The sequence below is a fragment of the Nostoc sp. genome, from assembly GCF_036919615.1.
Lineage (GTDB): Bacteria > Cyanobacteriota > Cyanobacteriia > Cyanobacteriales > Nostocaceae > Nostoc.
Genome location: NZ_JBALCN010000038.1, coordinates 46232 through 64596 on the forward strand (window position 1 = coordinate 46232; position 18365 = coordinate 64596).

Below are 18365 nucleotides of genomic sequence, written 5' to 3' on the forward strand. Positions count from 1 at the left end.
ATTATGCTTGCTGAGTTGGAGCAACAGACAAATTACGAATTGTACGATTTACAAAGCTTAGGTAGTCATCAATTTCTTCGTAGCAATCAAGTTCTTTTTCTTCTTCTGCACTAAGTGGAATGTTTTGCTGTTTCGCCAATAATTCTTCAATGCGACTTTGAACAGTGCTGGATGCTCGAAAAACTGGAATACCTTCCTCCAAATCAATCCGAACCGCGCCCTCAATGGGTAGTGTTGTTGGAAGACTATTAAGTTTCGGTGGTAGAGAAATGGTCATGGCAGTGCCAGGAAATTAATCAATGAGTAATTTTGATTGTAACTTATAGTTACTAATTTGATAAACCAAATATTAACTCAATTAATTTTGTATTCTTTTACCGATACTGTATGAACTATATATTAGCAACAATTAAAGCTTTTTCAAAAACATCTTTTTAGATGCTATAGAAGTATTAAAAGAAGCGTTAGCCAATAATAATATTGATAAACATAGTGGTTGGTTAGAAAGAGTAATAGAAGAAGAGAAGCTTGAATAATCTAACAATAAAGTTAAGATTAAATCGAGTTTTTAAATATTTAACGAATGGTATCCAGAAGCCAAACATAAAAAGTTAGTCCAAGCTAGTCAAACTACTAAAGCGACTGCACTTACAACAGCAGCAATTCTTTTCAACATAAAAATACCGAAGCGTTTATACAATTTCACTCCTTTTTACGCGAGGATCATCCCTATTTCTACTCAACTTACAGTTAAAATATAGTGAAGCTTCTTTGAGAAAATTTAGATTTTAGATTGGAAATCGCCTTCTGTGTCTCAGTTATATCAATCCATGCATCAAACTATTTTTTCAAATTGGTATTAGAAGAATTACTAAAATAAGAGTAGGTAAACGATGTTTCACAACAAGATGTAAAGCATCAACACAGACAAAAAAATAGCACATCCTAAAGGATGGCTATTTGTAGAAATTGTCTAATCGTAATACTTTTTGCTAAGTATGCAAGCAAATTAAATACACGCTAAACAACTTTAGAAGGGAATATCATCTGGATCTGGTTCTTCCTCTTTCACTGCTGGATAAGTGGTTCGCTCATAATTTGTGGGTTGGGGTACGGGTTCGTAATTTGTCGCTTGAGGAGTAACGCCAACAGGATTTGTCGCTGGGGTAGGTGTTGGACGTGCTGACTCGTAACTAGGAACCTCTTTCTGTGGAGGACGAGATGCTGATGATGGTTGTCGTGGAGCAGTTTCAGTGAATGATGGAGTTATGGTTGCTGAGGGCAATGGATCAGTATTAAAACTACCTCCAACAGATTGAATTTGTTGCACCGTCAATTCAGCGCGTTTTTCTTTAAAACCTTCTTGACGATCAACAGTATTCATACTTAAACGCCCTACCAGGATGACGCGATCGCCTTGGTGGTAGTTTTGCTGAATTTCTGTTGCTAAATTCCCCCAGCCAACGACTTTCAGGGTGGCTGGCGGATCTTCTGGTTTTTGGGAATTGGGAAACTGCACCAGCATTTCCGTGACACCTAGATTATCGGCTGTATAGCGGAGTTGCGGCTCGTTAACAATTTCCGCCATCAAAACGCAGCTGTTCATTAAAATTACTCCTGACTGCAAAAAGTGCTGATTGAAAAAGAGGGGGTTTTTCTATGTACTGCCAATTAATATCTAAATATGTTTAATTGTTTGCATTTTTTAATAATGCCTGAGTTTTTAGTCATTTCTAGCATAAAAGCCAAGCGATCGCTTTGAACAGCATTGAGTATGCCGCTCGCCACCCTCGCTTGACTAAATGAGCATTTAATTCTGTATGGAGTAGTATAATTGTACCATTGATTCATCAAATAGAAAAAATTCTTGGCAAAAATTAAGTCTTGACGTGAACTGGAATAACACCCAAGGCGATCAACCTTGCTGGAAGGTCGCGCAAGATAGGTAAGTGTAAAAATGCAGGTGGTACAAAGGTGCGATTTGAGGTGATAACCGGGGCCAATATTCGCTTTTGGATAAAAGTTTGAAACGCCTGAATGATGCGTGTGGGCAACTCGCGTTGACGCTGGACTTTTGCTAGGTCGCTAAATTGTACTTGTCGGTTCTTGAGCGGTTTGCTGAGTACATTTGCCGCGACTACAGCATCTTGAATCGCGTAATTAATCCCAACTCCACCAACGGGCGACATTATATGAGCTGCATCACCAATGAGTAACAGTCCCGGACGATACCAGCGTTTGACGCGGCTGGACTCGACTGAGAGAAAGGCTATTTTTGACCAATCATCTAAATTTTGCAGGCGTTGCTGGAATTCTGGCACTACTTCAGCAACAGATTTTTTTAATTCCTCCAAACCCGCAGCCCGTAGTTGTTGATAGCCTCCTTTAGGAATAATATAGGCAAGTTGCCACTCATCACCACGGTCAAGCATGGCGACTAGCTTACCTTGACCAAAGCGCCCCATTCCCCCTTCAGGGTCTTGTGGCTGATGCGGTAGGCGAAACCAGAGGATATCCATTGGCGGCGAGGTTTCGATTGATTCAAACTCGCCCAGGTGACGCAAACGTGAGTGGCGACCGTCTGCCCCAACTGTGAGTAGTGCCCGGATTTCATGCCAGCCACCGCCTCCCCGATAACGCACACCTTGAATCACCCCATTTTCGGTAATTAATTCCTGTACATTAATACCCATCACCAGATGGAAACTAGGATATTTTTGTGCTTCTTGGGTAATGAACTCCAGGAATTTCACCTGGGGAAGCATAGTAATGTAGGGGTAGCGAGTTTTCAGATGACTAAAATCTGCGAATGTAACAGTATCTTGAGGAGTTTGAATCCTAATTTGACGCATCTTGGCATGAGGGAGTTCTAACAAAGCTGCACTTAGTCCCAATTCCTCCATAATTTCCATTACTGATGGATGAATCGTATCACCGCGAAAGTCGCGATCAAAGTCTTTATGTGCTTCCAGCAGCATCACAGAAATGCCTTGACGCGCTAACAACAGCGCCAAGACCGCTCCTGCCGGCCCCCCACCCACAATGCAACAATCTGTGGTTTGTACGTCTACAATGTCATGCACAGGATTAATACTTGGGTATTGAAAAAGATTTTTAGCTAAATCGGTAGTCTTGATATTCTCAGGTTTTATATTATAGCACTAAATCAAGCGGGGAATTTATTCCCCTGGTAGCTTTCATCAGGCACTGCGGTGGACGGGTCAAGAGGCATAAAGCAAGGTTCTTCAATTCCAAATTAAAAATTAGCAAACTACAGAAACACATATCAGAACTTTCTCTGTATATTTGTGTAACCTCCCTTCAAAAAGCTAGCTGTTGAGCGTTTATAATTTGTGGTTTGATTTTAAGAGCCGTGGGGATAACCCAAAATCCAACATCCCAAAATCACCCATGATTGAAATTGACGGTTCCTACGGAGAGGGAGGCGGACAAGTTCTTCGCACTTCCTTAAGTCTAGCGGCCATCACTGGCGAACCCATACGAATTGCAGGCATTCGTGCCGGACGCAACAAGCCAGGATTAGCAGCACAACACTTAACAGCAGTTCGGGCTGCGGCGAGAATTTGTAATGCCCAACTACGGGGTGATGCTTTGGGTTCAATGCTGTTGGAATTCATTCCAGGTAGTGCTGTGCAAGCCGGAATTTATACCTTTGATGTTAGTAAAGCACAACAAGGTGGTTCTGCGGGTGCGATCGCTCTAGTTTTACAGACAATTCTCTTACCTTTGACACTAGCATCCGGCAATTCCCAGGTAACACTAAAGGGTGGAACTCATGTAAACTTTAGCCCGACAGTGACGTATATTGAGCAAGTTTATTTGCCGATATTACAACGCATGGGTGTAGAGGCGAAAGTCAAGTTAGACGCTTGGGGGTGGTTTCCCCAAGGTGGGGGAGAGGTACAGTTGCAGGTGGATGGCGGAGGTAAACTAGGCGGGATCAATTTGCTAGAACGGGGAGAGTTACAACAGGTGCGGGGAATAGCAGTAGTAACGGAATTACCTTCGCATATTCCGCAACGGATGGCGAATCGTGCCGAAAATTTGTTACGCGAAGCCCGTTTGAAAGTTGCTATACACGCTTTGCGAGAAAGAGGTGTGGCACCGGGGGCGGGAATTTTTTTAACTGCTGAGTATCAGAACAGCTTGACTGGCTTTGGTGGGTTTGGGCGATTACGGATGTCGGCGGAGACAGTTGCAGAGATAGCTTGTCAGCAACTACTTGAGTTTCATCACACCGGTGCAGCAGTAGATGAACATTTAGCAGATCAGTTATTATTGCCAGCTGCTTTAGCTTCACAGGAAAGTCAGTATCGAGTGGCTGAGGTGAGTAGGCATTTAACGACAAATGCAGCGGTAATTGAACAGTTTGGGCTGGCGCAGATCACAGTAGATGAAGTTGAGAAAATAGTGTCGGTAATTCCTGTTATTGGTGGATGAGATTAAAGACTAAATACTTTCTTAAGAGCCTTGATTTTTATAGTATCAATGCCACATTCAAGTTTCAAGATAGGATTTAAACTTTTCCACTTGCCTTTACTAGCACTGAATATAACATCAGATGAGTTTTCTATATCAATAGCTTCAAAGCCATCTATTTGGGATTTTGATAAATAACTCAAACGAGTAAATACTTCATCTCTTGAGGCAGATTTAATACTCACAATTTCTGGTAGTGGTAACTGCGGGAAATCTTCTAATGGTGAGAGAAAGAATACTTTTACAAGAGCATTCAACTTTTTGCCTTTAGTAATTCCACATTTCAAAGTAACAATTGGGTCAAAATTAGACCAAGTTTTGCGATTAGACTCTGCAATTCGTTTTGTGGCAACAATAGGATCTACACCTCTTAAGGCACTACTTGGTTCTGATATTAAGTATTTGAGTGCAGCTAGAATAGTATCTTGTGATGCTGTATTCAAATTTACTTTAGGTAAAACTTCTCTAGCTAAAATTTTTGCCTGCTCAATACTTTGAGATTCTGGTGAGATGACTATGCACCAGACTCGCTCTAACTTAGCTTGTTGAGCAACTGCATATACAAAATGATTACTAACAACTTTATATTGATAGTCACCAATTTCTTTAACAATAACAGGAATCCAATTCCGCCCATCAGCATGTAAAATGGTTTCTGCTGCTGCTTTGATGATAAATTCCGATTCGGAAAACTTCTCTCCAGGTTCAATCTTACTTAACATTAGATGCATTAGTTTGCCAACATTATCAAAATCACTCATAAAATAAAGTACTCCTTAGCTAGTTCGAGATAATATTTTGCAGCTGTAGAATCCTTAAAAGCTGCTGGAATTCGAGCGAAGGCTGCGCCTGCTACAATTGCATAACTTGGCAGACTGAATATTGTTGTATTGCTGTCAGCTTTTATATACTTAGGATAAAAATAAGGAAGTAAATTAAACTTCGATGCTTTGCTCTCTCTAGTAATAATAGATACAATTTCCTGATTTGCTATTTTAAGCTGAGGAGGAGTGATATTTTCACCATTAAAAAATATAGGTAAGGCGATTGGCCCACCATCTTGTCTAGCTACCTTAACTTTTGGTACTAACTCTTTAATTACTTTAGCTGCATTATCTAAGGATGCTAAATTATTGTGCTTGGTAGGTATCAAAACGACATCACAGGCGTAGAGACTACTTTGACTAAAAAACATCCAGCTTGTGGGACAATCAATGAATATATAATCATATTCATACATAAAAACTTTCAGAGAATCTTTTAACCTAGCAGACCCCTTTTCAATTCTTGTAGCTAAGTCTTGCTCTGTAAAATTTCCCAGTTTGGGATCTGCGGGAATAACGTCAAATTGTAATGATTTACCAGATTTAAATTTGACTGTAAATGGTTGAATTGTATCGTGAATGTTTAAATCTCTATCGGATAGACAATCATATAAGCTGATTTTTCCTACCTGTAAACCAAGAGATTTAGTTAAATCTCCTTGTTGTGGATCAAAGTCAATTACTAAAACTTGCTTACCTTGTTGTGCAAGAGTGGCTGCTAAATTAGCAGTTGTTGTAGTTTTGCCCACACCTCCTTTATTGTTATAAATACAAACAGTTAAGGCTTTAGGTGGATTGTCAATTAAATGTTTGACATGGGAAATAATAGCATTAATATTATCTTTTTTAATTAAAATGCTTGGAGTGGCAGGAAATACAACTTGTCCATGTCGCCGGAATAATTGAATATGAACTGAATTACTAATAATGCCCCATTGAGATGTGTTGCACTTAGAAGCAAGTAGATATCTTTTTATTTGCTCTCTGGTATTTATGTATTGAGGAGTGCCTTCTGATAAATTAAATTTAGCTCCTGCTCCTGTTGCTGGTGCTTTGACTTCAATCAGTAAATAGGGATAGATTCTAGACAATGCAAAAATATCACTATCAATATTCTTACGCGCAGCAAAATCTACTATCCCATTCCCTGTCTTAAATTCTGACAAATGCTCTTTCTGATTAAATCCAAGTGCATTTATTAAAGGTCTTACAAAGATATCACTAATGTATGCCTCATTACTTTCATCAGGCAAAATGTTGTCTAAAATCTCGTGCCAGTCTGTAAGTAGCATTACTTAATAAGCAAACGTGAACAATGACAAAACCGTTTGTTTTATTAATTGAATCAAATTTGTTACTTAATTGACCTCAGTATTTTTGACTAATTGAACAGACGATCGCACCCATTCAAATTTTCTGCAACTATATCTAAACTAAAGTTTTCAGGCGATGGTGCGGAGCACTCACTCAAATACCCGCTTTTTATTCCTACTTCAGATGAAAGCGATCGCAGAGCAACTTGAAATTTTGACACTTCCAAGCTGAACAAAACAACAAGCAACTTATACATGGCATCATCTTCACGACTAACAGTCTGCCAAGCATCCGGGAGCATCTCATCCAAAAAAGAGATTAAACTATATTGTATTTGCAGTTTATTTCTCGTTCCCAGGTTGGAGTCGAGGAACGCTAGCAACAAGTGTAAGTAGGAGATGTTCATTTATGCTGAGATGGACTGCACAGGACAAACAAGCGTATCGAACCGAGGTAATTCAACGCATTACCGCAGCGATGCCCTTAGTAATGCAAGAATATGCCTCAATTAATTGGGCAGAAGAACTCAAAGGCTACCATACTGACCATGAATATTACCCCGACTACATCCACGCTCCCATTCATGGAGCAACCGATGCCTACACCAACCCTCAGTCGTGTTTAGCCTGGGATGCTGCTATGGATGCCATTATTCCCCTCAGCCACAATGTAAGTTGCCAGCAGTTGCGCGATAAAATGGCCGAGCTAATTCCTGAAGACACTCAAATTGAGACAGTGCTAGAGCTTGGTGCAGGTACGGCTGGTGGAGCGCTGGCCCTGGCACGGCGGTTTCCACAGGCGAATTTTCGTGTTACTGATGTTTCGCCTTACATGCTGGTGATCAGTCAGCACAAGTTTAACAAGGTTGGATTTAGTGAGCGGGCTTCGTTCGAGCAGGTGGACGCTCGTCACACTGGCTACCCTGACAACTCCTTTGATCTTGTCACGTCATCACTACTCTTGCACGAGACGCCTAAAGAGTGGACGCCTAAGATTCTTAAGGAGATGTACCGGATCACCAAACCCGGAGGTTGGTTACTATACGCTGACACCTATCGTGGTGAATATGCCCTGAACGCTTCTTTTCAAGAACCGTGGTTGGATGACTTTATCCATTTCAACTTCGAGTACGAGTTTGCGAAAGCAGGTTTTACAGAACTCAATTACATTCCCTATGCTGTGGGTTTGTGGTATATGGTTGGCCGGAAGCTATAAACGTCATTACAAAACAATTACAACAGAAGTTAGCAAAGCCCAAATAGCGACGACAGTGCGTAGCTACCAGGATTTTTTTAATGACTACGATTTGTAGAAAAGCTATCAATTAGACGTGAAATTTTTCTAGCTGTGTTCAGGGGGGTGTAATCAAACAGTATTTGACACAAGGAAGAGAAACTTGTTTGCTTCCAAGACTCGAACCCGTCCAGGTTGTGGTAAGTGATAATGTTGTCACATTACACAAAGGTGGTCGCATTCAACTTGCGTCCTAACCGCCTCGGCGGTTGCCATAACACAAAAAATCTTTCCTCTGCCTCTCCTGCTTCCCCTACTCCCCACTCCCTTAACTCTCCCTCTTCTCTTGCCGTTCTTTGAGTTTCAACATAATTTCTGCGTGCATTTCGCGGGTAATCGGGTAAAAATACGTTAGAACTAAGCCACAAATCAAACAAACTGTAGGTATGGGCCCAACGGCAATGCGAATAGCAAACAGTGCCGATTCTGGTTGGATGGGTGGTGGACTTCCGGCTACAGATTCTTTAAAACCGGCTACTTGCAAAGCATTTCCCACCAAAAACAGCCCGAAAGCTAAACCAAATTTTTGTAGCAAAACCATGAAGCCATAAAAAATGCCTTCTCTGCGTTGTCCGGTTTGGAGTTCATCTAATTCAATCACATCTGGAATCATCGACCAGGGAATTAGATAAGCTGTGGATACACCAACACCCGCCATCACAGCCATCAAATACATCAAAGCTATTTGACCGGGCTGTAAGAAAAATAGTCCGGCGGCTGCTATGATCCATAAACTCATTCCCATAAAATAAACAAGTTTTTTGCCGATTTTTTTACTCAGCGCTCCCCAGACAAATAGCATCAGTAGGGCAGTTCCTTGGACTGCAATCAGTAGTGTAGGCACATCTGATTCTTTGAGACCCATACAATTGACTACAAAATAGGGAATAATGCTGGCTGTAATCTGCACACCTAGCCAAGAAAAAAGATATATACCAATAACAAATAAAAAAGGTCGATTGCTAAAGACAATTTTTAGCTGTTCCAAGAAGGAGAGAGATGCAGGTTCTTCGGCTTGGATGCGTTTGGCCTCAAAAGCCAGGATGCGATCGCGAACTCCAAAAACGCACCAATATAATCCTAAAATCGCAATTACAGTACAAACTGCTGCTAAAACGAGATATCGTTGTTGGCGATCGGCAATTTGAGAAAAAACAATTTGCGCTAAAATCAATGACAGAATGCTACCACCAATGGAAAATGTAAATCGATAGCTGTTAAGGCTGGTGCGTTCATCGTAATCTTGAGTTAGTTCTGGAGTCATCGCCGTATAAGGCAAATTCACAATTGTGTAAAAGGACTGAGATAGCACCCCAATCACTACGTAATACCAGAACATCGGCCAAATATTATCACTCTGATTTGCACTAAATCGCGGTACAATCCACTGCAAGAAAAAGAAAATTCCAAAGGGAATTGCTCCATAAAACATCCAAGGAAGACGACGACCCCAACGACGAGATTTTGTTTTATCACTCAGGAACCCGATAACCGGATCATTTACCCCATCCCAAATTTTGCCAATCATCAAAATACTGCCAGCTAAACCCGCAGGGATACCAGCGACATTGGTAAAGAAAAACAGCAGATAAAAGACGGAAATATTTGCTGTAATTGCTGGGCCTAAATCCCCTGCACCGTAAGCCAGTTTTGTTTTAAAGTCGAGTTTTTCACTGAGAATATCTCGTTGGGCATCGCTATCAGCAGCAGAATCGTTCATAATAACTTGCACTCATACTAAAATAAAAAGTTTGCGACGCCGAATAGCCCATCGTAGACATCGCCTTCAATACTAGCTATCTACCACTCCCGTTAGACTTATGCCAGACCTTTATGTTTCTTGGTCAGATTATCACCAAAAAATTGAACAACTGGCTATTCAGATTTATCAATCCAGTTGGGAATTCAACCAGATTATCTGTCTTGCCAGAGGAGGACTACGAGTTGGAGATATTCTCTCCCGTATATACCAGCAACCACTGGCAATTTTAGCAACCTCATCTTACTGTGGCTCTGGTAAGCAAGAAAGAAGTAATTTAATTTTCTCCCGCCACTTAACGATGACTGCCGAAAAGTTAGGTTCGCGCATTCTCCTAGTAGATGATTTGGTAGATTCTGGCATCACACTTCAACAGACTATACCTTGGCTGAAGCAAAATACTGATTTCCCGATTGAGGAAATTCGTACCGCTGTTCTTTGGTATAAAGCCTGTTCAGTTATAGCACCTGATTATTATGTTGATTATCTGGCTGACAACCCCTGGATTCATCAACCTTTTGAACACTACGAACAGATACACCCCGCAGAACTTGCGGCTAAGATAAGTCAGCTCCAATTCTAGGAGACGCTACGCGAACGGGGAAGTCAAAAGTCAAAAGTCAAAAGTCAAAATTAATAATCCCCATAAATAAATTTAGGGGCTTGTATCATGAGTCTTTTTCAATCAACTGTGTTGATTAATACCTACACAAAATTAATCTCACACTCACATTCCTGACAGCAGTTTTCATGTATTTGAACCACATCTGTCGCAGGAGTGCAAGGCCTTGCACCCCTACTGCGTGGTCTATTTACCTGAAAATAGCTGTAACGTCCAATTTTCCTCAAATAGCACGGTGAATCTAACTAGCACACTGGAGGAGAAGTTTACCTACTTTTAACAAGGGGCAAAATCCCCTTGTCTTAAGATGGTGGCTGGATTTACGTCGTACTGTACCAGCACATTGGTAGCAATTTAGATTATAGCGTCGGCGTAGCCCGTCGTAGACATCGCTTCCCTTAGCACTATCAACATCAAGATTGGTTTTAAAATGAAAAATCCGTGCTGGTATTATGAAGAACTTCCAAACTCTTCCCTCAGGAAGTAGCAGGGGCAGATCATTTGTCCTAATCTCTTTTATATGGTAATAAAGAGTGAGAATCCAGGGGTGAAAATTAATAAAAGGGTTTTATCCCCGATAGATCACAAGTACTGCGATTTCTTTTCTGCGAGACACTACGCAAACGACGGGCTACGCTTACGCCTTGCTCATAAGTCTTACCCAGACCATGTTTCAGCCCTTTTTTACGGGTAAATTTTTCATGCACTGTGAAACGCCTGAATCTAGATTTTATAAGGCTTTGGGAATAGGAGTGATAAATCTGGGTTTATATCACCGCCTGATTGTATACCGCATTATTAAAGGAGGGTAGAAACCCTTGGTTCGCACTAGCCGGGATGTTAGAAGCGTATGAAGAAACCGCCACTCTTTACACCTGTAGTTACTGCGGCATCTGCCTAGAACGTCAAACCCCCCTGCTTTATTCCTATCCAGAACGGTATTTCACCTACTTGCAAAAGTTTAAGCCAACAATTGTCGAGTGCTTGGTGGTTCCTTTATTGATTGCTAATCAACCACTGGGCACGATTTGGATTGTATCCCACGATCAGCATCGGCAGTTTGATGGAGAAGACTTGCGGTTGATGAAAAGCCTCGCAAATTTTACCGCCGCCGCTCTTTACAGTAGCAACGCTCGTCAAGCAGCGGAAGAATCTGCACGGCGTGAGCAAGCTGCTCGGGCCGTTAGCGAAGCGGCACAAAATGCAGCCGAACAAGCTAATCGTCTCAAAGATGAGTTCCTGGCTGTTCTATCTCACGAACTGCGTTCCCCCCTCAACCCGATTTTGGGCTGGGCAAAACTCCTGCAAACCCGCAAATTTGATGAAGAAAAGACGGCTTATGCCCTAGCAACTATTGAGCGCAATGCCAAGTTGCAGTCTCAGCTAATGGAAGATTTACTAGATGTTTCCCGGATTCTTCAAAGCAAACTCAGCTTAAAAATCTCCTCTGTTAAGCTATCCGCCGTTATTGAAGTAGCCCTTGATACTGTGCGTCTAGCGGCTCAAGCCAAGTCAGTTCAACTCAAGACGAAATTTGAACCGAATATAGGGCAAGTTTTGGGCGATCCCAGTCGCTTACAGCAAGTCGTCTGGAATTTGCTGTCTAACGCCGTTAAGTTCACACCGTCCGAGGGCCAAGTGGAAATACGACTTGAGCGCGTGGGTACACAAGCACAAATCCAAGTGAGTGACACGGGTAAGGGCATTGACCCAGAATTTCTGCCTCACGTGTTTGATTACTTCCGTCAAGCTGACAATACCACAACAAGAACCTTTGGCGGCTTGGGGCATGGTCTGGCGATCGTTCGTCAAATCGCTGAACTGCACGGTGGAACAGTCCAAGCAGAAAGTGAGGGAGACGAGAAAGGTGCGACTTTTACTGTGTTGTTACCTATCAAGAGTGTCGAGCCTCAAACAAGTGAAGACAAGGCTTTACCTGACGCTTCCCCTAATCTTCAGGGGGTAAATGTGCTGGTCGTAGACGATGAAGTTGACACCCGCGACCTCATAGTTTTCATCCTCCAACAGTATGGTGCTGCCGTGCGTGCCTTCGCCTCAGCATCGCTTGCACTAGACGCCTTTGCACTTGAGAAGCCAGATATTCTCTTAAGTGATATTGGGATGCCAGAAATGGATGGCTATATGCTGATTCGGCAAATTCGATCGCTACCGCCTGAGCAAGGGGGAGAGATAAGAGCGATCGCACTGACAGCCTATGCTGGAGAGGTTGACCAGCAACAAATTCTCCAAGCAGGATTCCAAAAACATTTAACAAAGCCAATAGAACCAGACAAATTAGCGATGGTAATTGCTAGCCTAGTTAAATAATAAATAATTATTCTCAGAAGTAGAGAGTACCAGTTGGCTACAAATTCCAATTTTAAAAACCAAAAAGATCAGTTATTGACTGAAGGCAAAGAAGCTCTGCTGGGTCGCATGGCGAACCGCATCCGGCAATCGCTGAACCTCCAAGAGATTTTGGATGCAACTGTGGTCGAGTTGCGGGCATTTTTACGAACCGACCGGACTAAGGTCTACCGCTTTGATCATGACGGACATGGGCAAGTGGTTGCGGAAGCGAGTGCCCCCAATCGTCTGCCTTCTTTGCTGGGATTGCATTATCCAACTGATGACATTCCGCCCCAAGCGCGGGCCTTGTTTATCAGAACACGTACCCGCTCCATTGTCAATGTCAGCGAGCAGCGGATTATCCTCAACTCTCTACCGACTCCCAAAACGACGGCAATCGGGGACTTGACCGTTGAAGAAGTGCAACACCAACCCCTGGAAGATATTTTAAGCCGATCGGTAGACCCCTGCCATGTGGACTATCTCACCCAGATGGGTGTGCAATCTTCTCTGGTGGTGCCCATAATTTATCAACAGGAACTTTGGGGGCTGTTGATCTCTCATCATGCCGAACCCAGAGAAATTACATCTGAGGATTTGCAGGTCGTCCAAATGCTCGCTGACCAGGTTTCACTAGCAATTACCCAGGCAAGTCTGCTGAGTCAGGTACAGGAGCAGCACCAACGCGAAGCGATCGTCAATCAGATTGCCGCTCTACTGCACGCTCCTCTTAACCCTGATCAGATTTTACATAACGTTCTGGAACAAGCAGTGAAAGCTTCTGGCAGTTCTGGAGGGAGGTTGTACCTCACTTCCTTGGATGAGGCTTTACCAGCCCATCTTTATACTTACGGAAATCAGCCGACCCCATCCGAGCTTGAGCAACCAGACTCATTAGAAAATCATCCCCTTTGGCAAGAGGTAGGGGTAGCTCCTGCTCACATCGACTGTGGCTTAATCCAACAGGATAAACCTGCCCAGCGAGTGGTAATTAATCTTCAGCAAGAACCGCGTCTGCACCAATTGATTGAATCCTTTCAGACCACACCGATTCGGGGTTTGATTGTTCAACCGTTGTATTATGGTAAAGAATTCCTGGGGTATCTGACGTTCTTTCGTGACCAAATCGGCACAAAAAATCTTTGGGCTGGCTCTGAGGAAGCCGATGAGCGCCAACAGCGACCCCGCCAGTCAATGGCGCAATGGCAGGCGCTCAAACAAGATAAAGCTCACCCCTGGAGCGTCGAAGAGATGGAACTTATCCAGTCTTTGAACATTCATCTATCGCTGGCCGTGCTCCAAAACCGCGTCTATCAGCGTGAACGGCAGCAGCGTCTGGTAGTTGAGATGCACAACGAAGCTCTCTCTCATGCCCGAGCTGCCGCCGAAGAGGTGAGTCGCCTCAAGAGCAACTTTTTGGCTTCTACCAGCCACGAACTGCGAACCCCTCTGGCCTCGACCTTAAACTACTTAAAGTTGCTCAAAGAACGCCTTTATGAAGACGAAGAGGAGTTGCGCCAATATATTGACGGCGCTTACCAATCGACGCAAAATCTGGTTACCATCATTAACGATGTGCTTGACATTGCCAAGATTGAAGACGGACGCATAGCCTTAGATTTGGAGACAGTTTATCTGCAACAGCTTTTACAAGAGCAATGTTTCCTCTCAGGTGCCGAAAGCCGCTACAAGGCAATTCCTCTGACGCTTGAGTGTGAAATTGAGACTGTTTTCGCCGACAAGATCAAAGTCCGCCAGGTGATGACAAACCTGCTGGATAACGCCTTCAAATTCACAGATGAAGGTCAAATCGATGTCCGGGCCGTCGTCGATAGGACTGGGACAATGGCTCAAATCTCGGTGCGCGACACGGGTATCGGCATTGAGATGGAAAACTCAGAGCAACTTTTTTCCCCATTTGTGCAAGCTGATGGTTCTGCCCAGCGCTCCTACGGGGGCACAGGCTTAGGGCTGACTATCTGCAAGCGATTGGTGGAACTGATGGGTGGTAATATCTGGCTTGAAAGCCCTGGGCTAGGGCAGGGAAACACAGTCACCTTTACCCTGCCTCTAAACAAACCGAGTCAGCTTACAGGTGACAGCATTGAATATCCTACTGGTTGAAGATAATCAACTTCTAGCTCAGGGAACTGCCAAACTAATCGAACGCTTGGGTGGTCATCAGGTGTTTATTACTGCCGAACCAAAAGAGATATTCCGACAATGCGAAGCAGGGGCAGTCGAACTGGTGATTATGGATATCAATTTGCCGGGAGCTAGATGGCAAGGACAAAAAGTCGATGGCTCTATGCTGTCGCGCTATTTGAAGGCACAGTGGAAACAGATACCAATTATCTTGGTGACAGCTTACACCATGCCCGCCGATCAACATCTCCTGTTGTCCCAATCAGGGGCCGACAGTTGCTATACCAAACCCATCACTGACTACGATGCCTTTTTAGACATGATTACTCTACTAGGTGAAAGGAGGAATTGAATCCCTATGTATAAGGTGGCGATTTTGGACGATGACGAACACTGGTGTCGGATCGTCCAACGTTTTCTCAAGCAAGAATATGCTGTAGCAACCTACAAGTCCGTGTCTAGTTTCTTGTGGGAGTTAGAAGAACTAAACAAGTACGATATCTTTCTGGTCGATTTTGTGCTACCTACGGCTCGGCATGAGCTAAATACAGATGGCATAGAAATCGTTACCGCTCTCAAGCGCCGCTTGCCTCGTTCTCCTATGGTCATCCTCGTCACGGCTTACATGAGTAGGAATGAGTTAGAGGTGCATGGCAAACAAATGTGTCCAGAAGCAGACGGATTTTTTGCCAAGGATGCGGGACTAGAATTATTGGCTCACCAAATGAAGCAACTGCTCACACCAGGTAAAACTGAGGACAGTTAGGGGGAAAAGTACTTAGGATTTTTTGACTTTTGCTTGCCCTAAATTGAGCTAAAGAGGGGTTTTAAGCGATCGCATTACAGTGCATCAATCCAAAATCAAATAGATGACTTAGTAGACTCTGGTATTTTAGTTTTTACTCTGGAAATTGTTTTATCCATTGTGTAAGGATTTGTTGGATTTGCAAGCGAAACTTTATAAGCAGGTTGTATCTAAAATCCTTTCGCTTCAAGGCAATTCTCAACCTCAAGACTGCAAAGCCTTAAAAGGCTATGAGGGTGGCTATCGTGTTGGCCAAGGTGAATATAGAATTCTCTACACGATTGATGAAGAAAGCAAATTGATTGATGTTTTTCGTGTTGGTAAGCGAAATGATGGTGAAGTCTATAAGAGGATGTCTGAAAAGTTTTTTTGTATACACCTAACCCTTGGAGATCCCCCTAAATCCCCCTTTTTAAGGGGGACTTTGAGACTCTTATTCCCCCTTTTTTAAGGGGGGTTAGGGGGGATCAACAAATATTTGATACTTCTCAGACATCCTCTAAAAATTTGTAATCGCACTTCGACCAAAATTTAGAATGCGTTTGCTCTGGAGTTGGCATTGAGTAAAAATATCAGACGTGGAGTCTAACAATTTAACTCCCCAAACTTAGGACTCCACCAGCCTTTTTGCGTACTGAAATAAGCCACATCTTTATGTTTGATGTCCTGACGCGATCGCGGGTCACAACATCGCAACATTGTCTTACTCTGCCCATCTTTTATATAACTGTACTCCTCTAGAGGTTTTTTACATACTGGGCAAGGATATGCCGTCGTTTTCACAGGAGGCTTTTGTTGATTCTCAGCTTGGACTGTTTTAGTTTGTGGTGGCTGCCAAGTTTTGTTAAAGTCGCTCCAAAACAGCACGACATTTTTACATCCTGTTGTGCATTTGAGGAAATATTTCTTTTTGACCTTACTACTGGGAATTTTGGCGAGAAAACTTTTGCATTCAGGGCATCGCGTCTTAGAAGTTTCATATTTGCGCTCACTTATCACATTAGCTTTACCTATTGAGGAACTTGCAACTACAGTTTTAGCTTTGGAGAGCGCTGGTACAAAATAATTCTGATTCCAACTAGTTAAATAATCCTGCCAAGAGTTTTTTCCTTCGGAAATTGCATCAAGAGCATCCTCCATTTTCGCTGTGAATTCTGCCTCTAGTAAATCAGGCAGTGCTTTGAGCAAAAATGCATCAACTTCTAACCCTAATGCTGTCGGTTGCAGATGGTCTTTTTTCAACTCGACATAATTTCGTTTTTTTAAGGTAGCAACAGTCGGAGCATAGGTACTTGGGCGACCAATTCCTTTACGTTCCATCAATTGCACCAATTTTGGTTCACTATAACGGGGTGGTGGCTGGGTTTGCTTCTGCTCATGTCCAGCATTTTCCAGTTTCAATGCTTGTCCCTGTTGTAATGAAGGTAAAACACTATCTTTGCTGAGATTGTTCCAGTACCGGGCATAACCGTAAAATTCTATCACTTGCCCTCTGGCTGACCACAGTAGAGAACCAGACTGAGTAATCACCAGAGTTTTACGCAATTGGGCAGCACGACACTGAGAGGCAATTGACCGTTTCCAGATCATCACATACAGATTAAACTGATCATCAGGAAGTTCAGAGCGCAATTGAACTGAGGGACGGAACACATCCGTGGGCCGAATTGCTTCATGTGCTTCTTGAGCCAATTTGCTACTGCGATGTTTGGAGACTTGCTGCGGTACATTCTGCGGATCATTTTGCTCTAACCATTTACGGGCGCTGGCACAAAATTCTGGACTCAGCATCACTGAGTCTGTTCGCATATATGTTATAAGCCCTGCCTCATAAAGCTTTTGGGCAACAACCATAGTTTTGTCGGGAGCAAACCTCAGCTTTGAACCAGCTGCTTGCTGAAGGCTGGAAGTTGTAAATGGTGGAGGTGGCTGACGGTTAACGATTTTTCCTTCAAAATGAATCACCTGGTGAGGATGTTGCCGTGCTTCTTCAACTAAACGTGTTGCCTCTGCTTCCGAAAGAACACACTTAGACTCCGGTGTTTCTGTACTATTACCTACCTTGGCGTCATCGTGTGTTTCAGTTTCTTGGTCTGCTGCATCTGTTGCAGAATTGACTGTCCCTTTGTAAAAAGCCCGAAATCCTTCAGCATAATCTACCCAAACACTCCAGTAATCTTGGGGGACAAAAGCCAGAATTTCGTTTTCTCGCTGACAAATTAGGTGCAACGTCGCGCTTTGGACTCTGCCAACACTCTTAGCGCCGTTATTCAATGCCCAAACTAAAGGGCTACCTTTATAACCCACTAGTTTGTCTAGACAATCTCGACACAGCCCAGCACCGATCAAATTTTGGTCTAGCTTTCTGGGATTAGCGATCGCACTCTGCACCGCAGATGCTGTAATCTCAGTATAAATTACTCGTTTCGGTTCTCTTAAACCCAGCGTTTCTTTGAGATGCCAAGCGATTGTCTCACCTTCCCGGTCTGGGTCAGTTGCTAAGACAACTTCATCGACCTGTCTCACCGCAGACTTGAGCTTCTGAATTGTTTCCTTTGCTCGTTGGTCACGTGGGACGTAATTGCACCGGACATTATTGCCGTCCATGACGAAGCCCAAAGAATCGTCCCCTTCATTGCTAAGTTCTCGGATGTGACCACAACTGGCTAGAACTTTCCAATCTGCACCCAGAATCTGACTGAGTTTTTTGACTTTTCCGGGGGATTCTACCACAAGCAGGCGTTTGATCATAGC

At 43.2% G+C, this 18365-nt stretch carries 16 protein-coding genes; 8 read left to right on the top strand and 8 right to left on the bottom strand.

Annotation, left to right across the window (positions count from 1 at the left end; all coding sequences use genetic code 11):
• Nucleotide 1 precedes the first annotated feature (1 nt).
• The 3 genes from V7K48_RS11685 to V7K48_RS11695 all read right to left on the bottom strand — a co-directional run bounded on the left by V7K48_RS11685 (nucleotide 2) and on the right by V7K48_RS11695 (nucleotide 3092).
• Entirely contained in the window at nucleotides 2-277 is a 276-nt protein-coding gene (locus V7K48_RS11685) for a hypothetical protein (RefSeq protein ID WP_335072528.1), read from the bottom strand.
• Between the two features lie 753 nt (nucleotides 278-1030).
• Nucleotides 1031-1606 carry a single-stranded DNA-binding protein gene (locus V7K48_RS11690; protein ID WP_335072530.1) on the bottom strand — a complete coding sequence of 192 codons (576 nt, stop codon included), beginning with the start codon at nucleotides 1604-1606 and terminating at the stop codon, nucleotides 1031-1033.
• A gap of 271 nt (nucleotides 1607-1877) precedes the next feature.
• Nucleotides 1878-3092 carry an FAD-dependent oxidoreductase gene (locus V7K48_RS11695; protein ID WP_335072638.1) on the bottom strand — a complete coding sequence of 405 codons (1215 nt, stop codon included), beginning with the start codon at nucleotides 3090-3092 and terminating at the stop codon, nucleotides 1878-1880.
• A 319-nt stretch (nucleotides 3093-3411) separates the two neighbouring features.
• Between V7K48_RS11695 and rtcA the strand changes: the two genes are divergently transcribed.
• Nucleotides 3412-4461 carry an RNA 3'-terminal phosphate cyclase gene (gene rtcA, locus V7K48_RS11700; RefSeq protein WP_335072532.1) on the top strand — a complete coding sequence of 350 codons (1050 nt, stop codon included), beginning with the start codon at nucleotides 3412-3414 and terminating at the stop codon, nucleotides 4459-4461.
• Between the two features lie 2 nt (nucleotides 4462-4463).
• On the opposite strand, the gene V7K48_RS11705 is transcribed toward rtcA, so the two are convergent.
• The 3 genes from V7K48_RS11705 to V7K48_RS11715 form a co-directional block, all read right to left on the bottom strand.
• Entirely contained in the window at nucleotides 4464-5261 is a 798-nt protein-coding gene (locus tag V7K48_RS11705) for a Rho termination factor (protein ID WP_335072534.1), read from the bottom strand.
• Nucleotides 5258-6616, bottom strand: a complete 1359-nt coding sequence (locus V7K48_RS11710; protein ID WP_335072536.1) for an AAA family ATPase — start codon at nucleotides 6614-6616, stop codon at nucleotides 5258-5260. Before V7K48_RS11710 ends, V7K48_RS11705 begins: the two co-directional genes overlap by 4 nt.
• 89 nt (nucleotides 6617-6705) lie before the next feature.
• Nucleotides 6706-7044, bottom strand: coding sequence for a hypothetical protein (locus V7K48_RS11715; protein WP_335072538.1), 339 nt, complete (start codon nucleotides 7042-7044; stop codon nucleotides 6706-6708).
• Between the two features lie 2 nt (nucleotides 7045-7046).
• On the opposite strand from V7K48_RS11715, the gene V7K48_RS11720 reads away from it, so the two are divergent.
• Nucleotides 7047-7853, top strand: coding sequence for a class I SAM-dependent methyltransferase (locus V7K48_RS11720; protein ID WP_335072541.1), 807 nt, complete (start codon nucleotides 7047-7049; stop codon nucleotides 7851-7853).
• A 346-nt stretch (nucleotides 7854-8199) separates the two neighbouring features.
• On the opposite strand, the gene V7K48_RS11725 is transcribed toward V7K48_RS11720, so the two are convergent.
• Nucleotides 8200-9651 carry an MFS transporter gene (locus tag V7K48_RS11725; RefSeq protein ID WP_335072543.1) on the bottom strand — a complete coding sequence of 484 codons (1452 nt, stop codon included), beginning with the start codon at nucleotides 9649-9651 and terminating at the stop codon, nucleotides 8200-8202.
• Nucleotides 9652-9751: 100 nt separating this feature from the next.
• On the opposite strand from V7K48_RS11725, the gene V7K48_RS11730 reads away from it, so the two are divergent.
• The 6 genes from V7K48_RS11730 to V7K48_RS11755 all read left to right on the top strand — a co-directional run bounded on the left by V7K48_RS11730 (nucleotide 9752) and on the right by V7K48_RS11755 (nucleotide 16062).
• Nucleotides 9752-10273: a phosphoribosyltransferase gene (locus V7K48_RS11730; RefSeq protein ID WP_335072545.1), complete on the top strand. Its 522-nt coding sequence runs from the start codon at nucleotides 9752-9754 to the stop codon at nucleotides 10271-10273.
• 876 nt (nucleotides 10274-11149) lie between these two features.
• Nucleotides 11150-12640: a hybrid sensor histidine kinase/response regulator gene (locus V7K48_RS11735; RefSeq protein ID WP_335072547.1), complete on the top strand. Its 1491-nt coding sequence runs from the start codon at nucleotides 11150-11152 to the stop codon at nucleotides 12638-12640.
• 33 nt (nucleotides 12641-12673) lie between these two features.
• Nucleotides 12674-14785 carry a sensor histidine kinase gene (locus V7K48_RS11740; protein WP_335072549.1) on the top strand — a complete coding sequence of 704 codons (2112 nt, stop codon included), beginning with the start codon at nucleotides 12674-12676 and terminating at the stop codon, nucleotides 14783-14785.
• Complete coding sequence (locus V7K48_RS11745; RefSeq protein ID WP_335072551.1) at nucleotides 14757-15158, top strand: response regulator; 402 nt, start codon at nucleotides 14757-14759, stop codon at nucleotides 15156-15158. Before V7K48_RS11740 ends, V7K48_RS11745 begins: the two co-directional genes overlap by 29 nt.
• A 15-nt stretch (nucleotides 15159-15173) precedes the next feature.
• On the top strand, nucleotides 15174-15572 hold the full coding sequence (locus V7K48_RS11750; RefSeq protein ID WP_335072553.1) for a response regulator: 399 nt from the start codon (nucleotides 15174-15176) through the stop codon (nucleotides 15570-15572).
• Between the two features lie 178 nt (nucleotides 15573-15750).
• A complete protein-coding gene (locus V7K48_RS11755; protein WP_442949434.1) occupies nucleotides 15751-16062 on the top strand; it encodes a type II toxin-antitoxin system RelE family toxin in 312 nt (103 codons plus the stop codon).
• Between the two features lie 134 nt (nucleotides 16063-16196).
• On the opposite strand, the gene topA is transcribed toward V7K48_RS11755, so the two are convergent.
• A complete protein-coding gene (topA, locus tag V7K48_RS11760) occupies nucleotides 16197-18362 on the bottom strand; it encodes a type I DNA topoisomerase (RefSeq protein ID WP_335072555.1) in 2166 nt (721 codons plus the stop codon).
• Between the last annotated feature and the right edge of the window lie 3 nt (nucleotides 18363-18365).

What these genes read in the sequence shown, in the direction of transcription:
- V7K48_RS11685 (WP_335072528.1), bottom strand. Translation starts at nt 277, where the DNA reads ATGACCATTTCTCTACCACCGAAACTTAATAGTCTTCCAACAACACTA.
- V7K48_RS11690 (WP_335072530.1), bottom strand. Translation starts at nt 1,606, where the DNA reads ATGAACAGCTGCGTTTTGATGGCGGAAATTGTTAACGAGCCGCAACTC.
- rtcA (WP_335072532.1), top strand. Translation starts at nt 3,412, where the DNA reads ATGATTGAAATTGACGGTTCCTACGGAGAGGGAGGCGGACAAGTTCTT.
- V7K48_RS11705 (WP_335072534.1), bottom strand. Translation starts at nt 5,261, where the DNA reads ATGAGTGATTTTGATAATGTTGGCAAACTAATGCATCTAATGTTAAGT.
- V7K48_RS11710 (WP_335072536.1), bottom strand. Translation starts at nt 6,616, where the DNA reads ATGCTACTTACAGACTGGCACGAGATTTTAGACAACATTTTGCCTGAT.
- V7K48_RS11715 (WP_335072538.1), bottom strand. Translation starts at nt 7,044, where the DNA reads ATGAACATCTCCTACTTACACTTGTTGCTAGCGTTCCTCGACTCCAAC.
- V7K48_RS11720 (WP_335072541.1), top strand. Translation starts at nt 7,047, where the DNA reads ATGCTGAGATGGACTGCACAGGACAAACAAGCGTATCGAACCGAGGTA.
- V7K48_RS11725 (WP_335072543.1), bottom strand. Translation starts at nt 9,651, where the DNA reads ATGAACGATTCTGCTGCTGATAGCGATGCCCAACGAGATATTCTCAGT.
- V7K48_RS11730 (WP_335072545.1), top strand. Translation starts at nt 9,752, where the DNA reads ATGCCAGACCTTTATGTTTCTTGGTCAGATTATCACCAAAAAATTGAA.
- V7K48_RS11735 (WP_335072547.1), top strand. Translation starts at nt 11,150, where the DNA reads ATGTTAGAAGCGTATGAAGAAACCGCCACTCTTTACACCTGTAGTTAC.
- topA (WP_335072555.1), bottom strand. Translation starts at nt 18,362, where the DNA reads ATGATCAAACGCCTGCTTGTGGTAGAATCCCCCGGAAAAGTCAAAAAA.